Annotated in this window: 11 protein-coding genes and 1 tRNA gene; 8 read left to right on the forward strand and 4 right to left on the reverse strand. The window is 37.9% G+C overall.

What is annotated here, in order from left to right; genetic code table 11:
* Window positions 1-121: 121 nt before the first annotated feature.
* Window positions 122-298, reverse strand: a complete 177-nt coding sequence (locus HMPREF0549_RS09520) for a DUF3042 family protein (protein WP_003717308.1) — start codon at window positions 296-298, stop codon at window positions 122-124.
* 99 nt (window positions 299-397) lie between these two features.
* Between HMPREF0549_RS09520 and miaA the strand changes: the two genes are divergently transcribed.
* The 4 genes from miaA to HMPREF0549_RS05700 all read left to right on the forward strand — a co-directional run bounded on the left by miaA (window position 398) and on the right by HMPREF0549_RS05700 (window position 5,919).
* A complete protein-coding gene (gene miaA / locus HMPREF0549_RS05685) occupies window positions 398-1,321 on the forward strand; it encodes a tRNA (adenosine(37)-N6)-dimethylallyltransferase MiaA (protein ID WP_003717309.1) in 924 nt (307 codons plus the stop codon).
* A 238-nt stretch (window positions 1,322-1,559) separates the two neighbouring features.
* A complete protein-coding gene (gene glnA / locus HMPREF0549_RS05690) occupies window positions 1,560-2,903 on the forward strand; it encodes a type I glutamate--ammonia ligase (RefSeq protein ID WP_003717310.1) in 1,344 nt (447 codons plus the stop codon).
* A gap of 171 nt (window positions 2,904-3,074) precedes the next feature.
* Window positions 3,075-4,577 (forward strand): glutamate--tRNA ligase, encoded by a 1,503-nt coding sequence (gene gltX, locus HMPREF0549_RS05695; protein ID WP_003717311.1) that lies wholly within the window; start codon window positions 3,075-3,077, stop codon window positions 4,575-4,577.
* A gap of 166 nt (window positions 4,578-4,743) precedes the next feature.
* Complete coding sequence (locus HMPREF0549_RS05700; protein ID WP_003717312.1) at window positions 4,744-5,919, forward strand: pyridoxal phosphate-dependent aminotransferase; 1,176 nt, start codon at window positions 4,744-4,746, stop codon at window positions 5,917-5,919.
* 142 nt (window positions 5,920-6,061) lie between these two features.
* Here the strand turns inward: HMPREF0549_RS05700 and HMPREF0549_RS10130 are convergent, their stop codons facing one another.
* Window positions 6,062-6,187, reverse strand: coding sequence for a hypothetical protein (locus HMPREF0549_RS10130; RefSeq protein WP_003717313.1), 126 nt, complete (start codon window positions 6,185-6,187; stop codon window positions 6,062-6,064).
* 209 nt (window positions 6,188-6,396) lie between these two features.
* Between HMPREF0549_RS10130 and HMPREF0549_RS05705 the strand changes: the two genes are divergently transcribed.
* From HMPREF0549_RS05705 to HMPREF0549_RS05715, 3 genes are read left to right on the forward strand one after another with little or no spacing between them, the layout of a single operon-like run.
* Window positions 6,397-7,284 (forward strand): hypothetical protein, encoded by an 888-nt coding sequence (locus HMPREF0549_RS05705; RefSeq protein WP_003717314.1) that lies wholly within the window; start codon window positions 6,397-6,399, stop codon window positions 7,282-7,284.
* On the forward strand, window positions 7,274-8,272 hold the full coding sequence (locus HMPREF0549_RS05710; RefSeq protein WP_269291067.1) for a hypothetical protein: 999 nt from the start codon (window positions 7,274-7,276) through the stop codon (window positions 8,270-8,272). Before HMPREF0549_RS05705 ends, HMPREF0549_RS05710 begins: the two co-directional genes overlap by 11 nt.
* Window positions 8,265-8,792, forward strand: a complete 528-nt coding sequence (locus tag HMPREF0549_RS05715; protein ID WP_040531395.1) for a hypothetical protein — start codon at window positions 8,265-8,267, stop codon at window positions 8,790-8,792. Before HMPREF0549_RS05710 ends, HMPREF0549_RS05715 begins: the two co-directional genes overlap by 8 nt.
* Before the next feature lie 66 nt (window positions 8,793-8,858).
* Here HMPREF0549_RS05715 and HMPREF0549_RS09885 read toward each other — a convergent pair whose 3' ends face one another.
* Both HMPREF0549_RS09885 and HMPREF0549_RS05720 read right to left on the reverse strand, forming a co-directional pair.
* Window positions 8,859-9,002: a hypothetical protein gene (locus HMPREF0549_RS09885; protein ID WP_003717317.1), complete on the reverse strand. Its 144-nt coding sequence runs from the start codon at window positions 9,000-9,002 to the stop codon at window positions 8,859-8,861.
* A 369-nt stretch (window positions 9,003-9,371) separates the two neighbouring features.
* Window positions 9,372-9,445, reverse strand: a tRNA-Arg gene (locus HMPREF0549_RS05720).
* A gap of 182 nt (window positions 9,446-9,627) precedes the next feature.
* Here HMPREF0549_RS05720 and HMPREF0549_RS05725 point away from each other — a divergent pair.
* A partial coding sequence (locus tag HMPREF0549_RS05725; RefSeq protein WP_003717318.1) for a TetR/AcrR family transcriptional regulator occupies window positions 9,628-9,826 on the forward strand: 199 nt, incomplete at its 3' end.

The raw sequence follows: 9,826 nt of genomic DNA on the forward strand, positions 1-9,826 counted from the left end.
GAAGAAACTCAAGATTAATGTTTTCGGAGTTAGGCTCGCTAAGTTCGGAAACTATTAGTTACAGAGAGAGGCCGGAAAAAACGTTTCGTTTTTTCCGGCCTCTTTTTTATAATAGAATTGATTAAGCTTGGTGAGCTGAACGACTCTTTCGAGTGGCAGCTTTCCGGTTTTCATCAAATTTTTCTTCTTGATCTTCAATTGGTTTAACAACGGTCTTGTGGAAGGTGAATACTCCGCTAGCAATTGCGGCGAGAGTACCGAAAGTTCCAATTAAGACACCCTTAGCAAAGTTTTTCATAATATAGCCTCCTCTTGTTACTATGTTACCTCTATTATGCAAGACTTAGCGCCTTTTTACCAGTCAGAAGGATCAAAATTTATATTAAGGAGATAAAAAATGTCTAAAGTTGTGGCAATTGTTGGCCCTACAGCGGTAGGTAAAACTGCCCTATCAATCGAAATAGCAACCGCCCTTAATGGTGAAGTAATATCAGGTGATTCAATGCAAGTGTATAAGCACTTGGATATTGGTACAGCTAAGGTAACGACTGAAGAAATGGCAGGAATTCCTCATCACCTGATTGATATTTGTGATGTTGAACAGCAATATTCAGTTGCTAAGTTTAAACAGGAAGCCAATTCCTGGATTGAAAAGATCAGTAACGCTAAACGGTTACCACTAATCGTTGGCGGAACCGGATTTTATTTGCAGTCATTAACGAATAACCTTTCATTAGGTGGTCACCAGGATAATGATCGTTCGGCAATAATCCGCCAACATTGGCAAAAAATTTTAGAAGCAAATGGTGCTCATTACCTCTGGCAACAACTGGAAAAGAAGGACCGCCAGGCAGCAATGGCAATCCCTGAAAATAATTCACGGAGGGTGATTCGCGCACTGGAAGTAATCGAAACCAGTGGTCGGCTATTCTCTCAACAGCATCAGGCACAATCAATGGATGATTTCCTACTGATTGGCCTTACCACAGCTCGGCCAGTATTGTATGACCGTATTAATCACCGGGTTGACCTGATGATGAAATCTGGATTAATTGATGAAGCTAAATGGTTATATGATAAGGGCGGAATTGAATTACCAGCTGGGAAGGGAATTGGCTATCATGAGTTATTTCCTTACTTTGCTGGTAAGTGTTCTCTTGATGATGCTGTTAATAAAATTAAACAAGATTCACGTCATTATGCTAAACGGCAACTGACTTGGTTTAGAAATAAGATGGATGTTCACTGGTTTGATCTGGTAAGCGGTCAAAATAATACTAACGAAATTAAACAATTTATTTCTTCATGGTTAAAAAATTAAAGTTTTTGTGCTGATTTGGTTATAATCAGGTTAAAACGTTTTCAGTAAATTGACTTAATGATTTTCAATTGGTATCCTTAAGCAGTACTAAGGAAACAGGGTTGCTTAATGAAAACAAGTTATTTAATTTAGATTGGTCTAGTCTAAATTTTAAATTGAAACTGGCCAGCAAAATTATTATTTACTTTCTTTTATTAAGTGACTTGGTCAAGGTGTCTTCAAGAAAGGGAATGAATTTATGGCTAGACATTTATATACCAAAGATGAAATACGTCAAATGGTTAAAGATGAGGATATTCGCTTCTTACGGGTGATGTTCACTGATTTGTTAGGAACAATTAAGAGTGTTGACTTACCGGTTAGCCAACTTGATAAGTTAATGGATAATAAAATCATGTTTGATGGTTCTTCAATCGATGGTTTTGTGCGGATTGAGGAAAGTGACATGTACCTTTACCCTGATATGTCAACTTGGTTAGTCTTCCCTTGGGGAGCTGATCACGGAAAGGTTGCTCGGGTGATTTGCAGTGTTCACATGACAGATGGTACGCCATTCTCAGGTGATCCACGGAACAACCTCAAACGAGTTGTAAAAGAAATGCAAAAGATGGGCTTCAAGTCATTCAATATTGGCCCTGAACCAGAATTCTTCCTTTTTAAGACGGATGATAACGGTAACCCAACTACTAAGGTTAACGATTCTGAAAATTACTTTGATATGGAACCAGCAGATATTGGTGAAGATTGCCGGCGTGATATTGTCCTGGCATTAGAAAAGATGGGCTTTGATGTTGAAGCAGCGCACCATGAAGTTGCTCCTGGTCAGCATGAAGTTGATTTCAAGTACTCTAATGCACTTGAAGCGGCTGATAATATTCAAACATTCAAGCTGGTTGTTAAGACAATTGCCAAGAAGTACGGCTTACACGCAACGTTTATGCCAAAACCATTGTCTGGAATTAATGGCTCAGGAATGCACCTTAACATGTCACTCTTTACTCAAGATGGCAAGAATGCATTCTATGACGAAAACGATAAGGACCAATTATCAGAAACTGCTTACCATTTCTTAGGCGGTTTGATGAAGCACGCACGGAGTTATACCGCAATTGTCAACCCAATTGTTAACTCTTATAAGCGGTTAGTTCCAGGTTATGAAGCACCGGTTTATGTTGCTTGGTCAACCTCTAATCGTTCACCATTAGTCCGGATTCCAAATGACCGGGGAATGGGAACACGGCTTGAATTGCGGTCAGCTGATCCTGCAGCTAACCCATACTTAGCAATTGCTGCAGTTCTTGAAGCGGGACTTGATGGCCTGCGGAACAACTTGCCACCGGTTCACAATGTTGATGAAAATATCTATGACATGACTGTTAAGGAACGGAAGAGCAAGGGAATTGTTAACTTACCTGATACCTTACACAGTGCATTAAAGGACTTAGCTGATGATGAAGTGATTAAGGGCTCAATGGGTGAACACCTATACCAAAGCTTTGAAGAGGCTAAGACCCGTGAATATGACGCTTACCGTGCTCATGTTTCTGATTGGGAACGGCAACGCTACATGGAACAATATTAATAGTTTCGCGCCATAATAAAATAGCAAATAATGAGGGACTGAGTGATAGTGCTTGCGGTCCCTCATTATCTGTGCTTGAATGAAATTGACAAATGGCAACATTCCGATACAATTAAACATGTTGCAGTCACGAATTCGTTCGTGAAACAGATATAAAGGAGAATCGCAAACATGGATGACAAGAAGGTCAGAGTTCGCTACGCACCTAGTCCAACAGGTTTCTTACACATTGGTAATGCGCAGTCAGCCCTTTTTAATTATTTATTTGCTCGTCACTTTAACGGCACAATGGTATTACGGATTGAAGATACTGATACCAAGCGAAACGTTAAAGACGGAGAAGAAAGTCAACGGGAAAACTTGCATTGGTTAGGAATTGATTGGGATGAAGGTCCTAACAAGCCTAATCCAAAGTATGCCCCATACCGTCAAAGTGAACGGAACAAGAAGGGAATTTACCATAAATACATTCAAGAACTTCTTGATAAGGGTTTAGCCTACAAAGACTACTCAACTGAAGAAGAGCTTGCTGAAATGCGTGAACGGCAACGCGCTAACAATGAAGCACCTCATTATGATGGCCGTTGGTATGGCAAGAGTAAAGAAGAACAAAAGGCTGCCGAAGCAAAGGGCTTAAAGCCAACTATTCGTTTCCACTTACCTAAGGACCACGAATACGAATGGAATGATATTGCTCGGGGACACGTTTCATTCAATTCTGATAATCTTGGTGGAGATTTCATCATTGAAAAGAGTGACGGAATGCCTACTTACAATTTCGCGGTTGTTGTTGATGATCACACGATGGACATTACTCACGTATTACGTGGTGCTGATCATATTTCAAACACACCAAAGCAAATTGCAATTTATGAAGCATTAGGCTGGGAACACCCAACTTTCTGCCATATTCCATTGATCTTTAACCCAAAGACACGGAAGAAGTTGAGTAAGCGTGACAAGGATACTTTGCAATTCATTAGCGAATACAAGAAGCACGGTTACCTTCATGAAGCAATCTTTAACTTCATTGCATTCTTGGGTTGGTCACCAGTTGGCGAACGCGAAATCTACTCCAAGGACGAATTGATCAAGGTTTATGATCCTAAGCGGATGTCTAAGGCACCAGCTTACTTTGACCAAAAGAAGCTTGATTGGATGAATGCCCAATACATTAAGAGTATGTCTGTTGAGGAATTGACTGACCGGACTATGGAATTGGTTAAGGAAGGCGAGACTGAAGAAGCTAAGCGCCTTCAATCAATCCCAGAAGAACAGTTAAAGAACTTGATTATGAAGACAATCCATGTTCATCAACGTGATGTTAATAAGTTGCTCGAAGTGATTGAATATGTTTGGTCCTACTACAACGTTCTTGATAAAAACTTCAATTACGATCTAATTAAGGACAATGAAGACTTCAATAATGATGATGTTTTAGCTGTCTTAACTGGATTGAAAGAAAAACTTGAAAACGGTGCGGATGACTACAGTCAAGCAATTAAGGAAGTCGGTAAAGCTACTGGTGTTAAGGGACGTGGTTTGTACTTCCCACTTAATTTAGCATTTACTGGTTCAACTTCTGCTCCACAAATTTATGAGATTATGGATATCTATTCTCGTGATACAGATATTGAATTGCTTGACCGGATGATCAAGGCACTTCAAGCTTAATCTTAAAATATAAATGATAGAAGAAACTATGAGTAGGGTCTAAGAGAGACTATACTATAGCTTCTTCTATTTTATTTTTAAAACTTAACTAAGAAACTTGACCATTACTGAACAAAAGACGTAACCTAGTAAATGACGATAAAATTTAAAAACGAGGTTGTTAAAGATGGTTGAGATGAAACAATACATGCGGAAATCATTAAATGATGTTCCTAAGCTAAAAATTTTTGAATTTAGTAATTATGCCTCACAATTTGACAATGTGATTAAATTTACAATTGGCGAACCAGATTTTAATACGCCAGAATATATTAAAGATGCAGCAATTAAGAGCATTAAGAATAATCGAACTCACTATGCACCGCAACGAGGGACTGCAGGCCTTCTAAAAGCGGTTGCAAATTTCTTAGCTCAAAACTATGATTTGCATTATAATCCCCAAACCGAGATTTTAATTACTAACGGGGTAACTGAGGGAGTCTATTCAGCAATTACTGCAATCACTAATCCCGGTGATGTAATTTTAGTTCCAACACCAACTTTTTCGATCTATAGTCCTGATGCGGTGATTGCTGGCGGGACCGCTGTTGAGGTTGATACCTCAAAGACGGATTTTAAATTAACTCCCGAATTATTGAAGTCCTATTTGGATAAGTATGGTGACCGAGTTAAAGGGGTTGTTTTCGTTAATCCATCAAACCCAACCGGAATAGCTTATACTCAAGAAGAACTGGATGCTCTTGCTAAATTAATTAAGGGTAAACCAATTTTTGCAATTAGTGATGAGATTTATAGTGAACTAATTTATGATGGCGGGTATGCTTCGATGGCGCGGGCGTTACCTGAGCAGACAATTTTAACAAATGGTCTTTCCAAATCATACGCAATGACTGGTTGGCGGATTGGTTACCTTTGTGCACCAGAAGCAATTACTAATGAAATTTTTAAGGTTCACTCGTTTGTAATGACGGACGTTGCAACCTTTACTCAGGATGCTGCTGAAGCGGCCTTAAAGGGTGGTACGGCGGCAACTAAGAAAATGGACGAAAAATATATTCAACGGCGTGATTATATGAAGAAACGGTTGGCAGCAATGGGGTTTGATTGCAGCCGACCGATGGGAGCATTCTATATTTTTGCTAAAATTCCTGACTTCTTAGAGCAAGATGATACTAAGCTTGTTTATGATCTTGTTAAGAATGCGCGGGTTGCGGTTACAGCAGGTTCTTACTTTGGCAAGGGTGGCAATGGCTACTTACGGTTTAGCTATGCAACTAGTATGGACCAAATTAAAGAGGGAATGGATCGCTTAGAGCAGTACGTTAATCAGGCACGTCAGTAATATTTAATTCAAAAAACGACTCATAGTATTTGATGTTACTCAAGTACCATGGGCCGTTTTAGGATCTTTTCTATAGTTTAAAAGAATTCAAGAGGCTCTGGAGTAAGCCTCTTGAATAAAGAGTGAATTGCTTCAAAAAAAGTTAATCGCTCAGCTTCTTGGCGTCAGCATCAATCTTTGCAAAACCAGAACCATCTGGCTTCTTGTTGCTACGCTTTTCCATGGCTTTACGTGCCATTTCCTTACGTTCTTGCTTACTAAGTGCCATCTAACTTCGCCTCTTTCCGAAACGCTTCAACAACATAGATAATACACAAATGTGTTATATCTATACAATAATTATAACCTATTTTATTTTAAATTCAACGATCGGTGGGTAAATGTAAAGAAACTCTTCAATAATTTATGAAGTTCTTTAAATCTTACAGCAAGTCGATTAAGATAAAAACTAGTTATTAAAGTGAGGAGCGGTGCATAATGGCAATTTCAGGACACGAACAGGTTGCTCATGACGTAAGCGGAATTATTAATCAGCGAATCGCTGAAAAGGTTTCCTTCCTGCGCCAGGTTGATGAAGCAGTAAAAGATCACCATGATAAAAAAATTTATCAGTTATTGGATAATCAACGTTATGCTAAGGAGATTGAACATCGGGAACAAAAACCCAATAACCAAAGCGTAATGAGCTTAGTTGATGATATTACTAATTACTTAAGCAACTTCTTAAGCATTAAATTAATTGATTATTTAGGAAAGAAGTACCCATTCTTTTATTATGAGGAATACGAGACTGGCCATTACCGGATCTATTTTGGTAATTGGTGGGATCGCCGTGAATTTGGTGAATTGGACGTTCTCAATGTTCGCTTCCTGTTTAATGATGATGAATATGATAAGTTGAAGAAGACATTTGAATTGTCCCGTGATAATAAGCGGTACAATAGTGATAAAATTGATAAGATTTCTGCTGAGAACGATCGGCTACAAGACTTAATCGATCATCAGCGTGAACGTGAAGAGCAGCGGACAAAGTTACAAGAACAACTAAAGGATGTTAGCTCACGTTCAGGAATTTGGGAAAGTACTAAGAATAAGGAAAGTCGACAAAGTCTGATTGATGCTCTTCAAAAATTAGAAGATGAAGAGGAAGAATCACGAACAGCTGCTCAAACAATCAAGGATAATGAGCAGGTAGTTTTGTCGCTTTCAAAAGAAAATACGATTTTGAGCTATGAGCAAAAGAGTATTTTAGACACGTTTGGTTCCTTTGAAGACTTTGAGTTAGCCAATCGCAATTTATATGCTAACTACATTAAGAGCTTATCTGATGACCAAGAAAAGCAGGTGACAGATGATGAACAATAAACAAATGTTGAATCAACCATCTGAACAGTTAAATGCCTTGGCCCATTCTTTTGATCACGGTCTAGAAATTGGTCAACATTACGTTAAACTTTTAACTAAACTAGCTCAAACAGATGACGCTCATGATCTCCTCACCGCAACAAATGATTTAGTAAATCTAGATTTAGAGGATGCGTTTGTTAAGTTTCCTCAGCACTATCAGGTTGCTGATTATTATTTGCTGTTAATGGGACGATTGCTAGAAATGCACTCTAATGCGGAATTCAAAATTACTGAAGATCCAACGAGTCACCGTTTTTACGCAACAATTTCTGCATTAGGTGAAAAGGTTCTCTTTCATTTTATTAAGGATGCGGAAGGAAATGCTGCTTTTACGGATGTCAATGATAATGAACCAATTTTTTCTTTAAACCTCAAGCATCAAATGCTGCGGTTTAATAATAAGGCACTTGTAAACTACTTTATTATTAATGGGTTGAAAAAGTATTCTGATCTTGACTTGCGTTCGGCAATTAAACCGTTGTTACTTTTCGCTCAGGCACTTCACGACGATTTGAACTTTGTAATTGATCGGGGGATCCTCGGTACAAGTAACCAACAGCACTATGATTTAGCGCAGCCTGAACTATCATTAACTGTAATCGATCGGTTGTTTGTTGCTACGGCTGAAACTGATTACATGCTATTTAATTTGCCAAAGAATAATGGTGCTGAATTGCGGCTTGAACGTCAGGTTAACCTTGATCTTTCGTTTGATCCTGATGACTATAGTCAACAATGGTTCTTCTCTGTTCAAGATCCTGACGCCCAGGTTTCGTTTTTCGATTTATTGCTTCATTACCAGTTGATTCGTGATTGGTACTTAAGTAATCGTGATGAATTAGCAGTTAAGTCGGATCCGTTAATGTTTGCCGATGATGAGCAAGTTGAACAGGGTGAGACAATAACTGATGAGCCAGTTCTTGAGGATGATGAGCAAAATGATTAATTGGACAACATTACTTCATCAAGTAATCGATTTGGAACTCGATGTGGACGAGGCAAAGGAGCTGACGATCGGTCCAGAAGCACGGAAGCAAACGATCTTTGTTGCGTTGGATGTAGAATTAGCAAAGCTTGCCAATAGCAATGGTTGGTTTAATGTTCTTGACCAGCCGACGGAAGATGCCCCAAAAGCCTTTGAGCACTACTTGAAATCACTTGAATTATTGTTGCTATTCAGTGCTAAGCAGCAGTGGACACATTTGATTGTTATGGACCAAAAACAATGGGATTTAATTAAACGAACTAAACCAACAACAAAACTTGCCGATCTTAATAAGCAGTACTTAGCAATTAAACACTTCCTTAATGATCCTTACTACAATCATCGTCAAGAAAGTTTTCGACATGCTTGGCATCTCCTAATAAAATGGGGAATGGTTGATTTAGGATTTAGTAGCGAAGAAATTACTACTAAGTATAAAGAATTAATTGAGCAACAACGAGCTCATTGGTTAAAAGATTAAACCCGTTAATAGCAAAAAAAGGGACTGGCCAAAACGCCAGTCCCTTATTTGTTGAATCGAAAACGATCATGCTTTTCGACTATTATAACTGTTACGAGAAGCAACATGTTTGCCAGCTGCTTGATCATCATTATCGGCTTTGTTACCAAACATAATTTGACCAACAACTGAACCAATTAAAATTATTATAATAACAAAGAATGGTAACATGATAAATCACCTCAAAAAGCATTCTCTGTTTTTTATTATTAGACTTTTTCATTATTTTGCAATTAATAATTAATAAACTGACCTAATCTTTATTAAATGTTTAAAATATTATCAATTTTAAAAGATTTAATATAAAAGGTCTAATTATGACTGATTTTGTATTTTTTGGGTTATCGAGAGATTATTATTAAATTATTGAAAGATGCATATTTGTGAGAAGATTATTTATTTAACGCTTAATTAATTGAAATGATAGCTAATAGATTGATAAATTAATCATATATTGAAAATATTTTTTACTCTGCACACTACCTGCACACAGAATAAAAAAAGAAGCCTGATATAACAGACTTCTAACGTACTATTTAATGAAACGAGAGGGACTTGAACCCTCAACCCTCGGTTTAGAAGACCGATGCTCTATCCAGTTGAGCTACCGTTTCAGACAGATTATAGTATATAATTTTACATCTATAATTGTCAATGTAGTTTGATTATATATTGCATTTTTTATATAATGATTACTTTGATCGTTTGACTGAAACGCTTTCAAAGCCTATACTTTAAATTAGTAGAAGTACGAAAGCGAGGGGAACTTAAGCTGAAATCGAAGGGATGATGATTTATGGCAGGTAATAAGACGGATCCACGTGTAGTGAAGACACGTAATAGTCTTCGTAAAGCATTAGTCTATCTGATGCGAAGAGAAAAATTAGAAGACATCAGTGTTCAAAAAATTACTGAAACCGCCAACATCACCCGGGGAACTTTCTATCTTCACTATAAAGATAAAAAGGACTTCATCAGATCCGCAATTAATGAGG

The sequence above is a fragment of the Limosilactobacillus vaginalis DSM 5837 = ATCC 49540 genome (assembly GCF_000159435.1).
Classification (GTDB): Bacteria; Bacillota; Bacilli; order Lactobacillales; family Lactobacillaceae; genus Limosilactobacillus; species Limosilactobacillus vaginalis.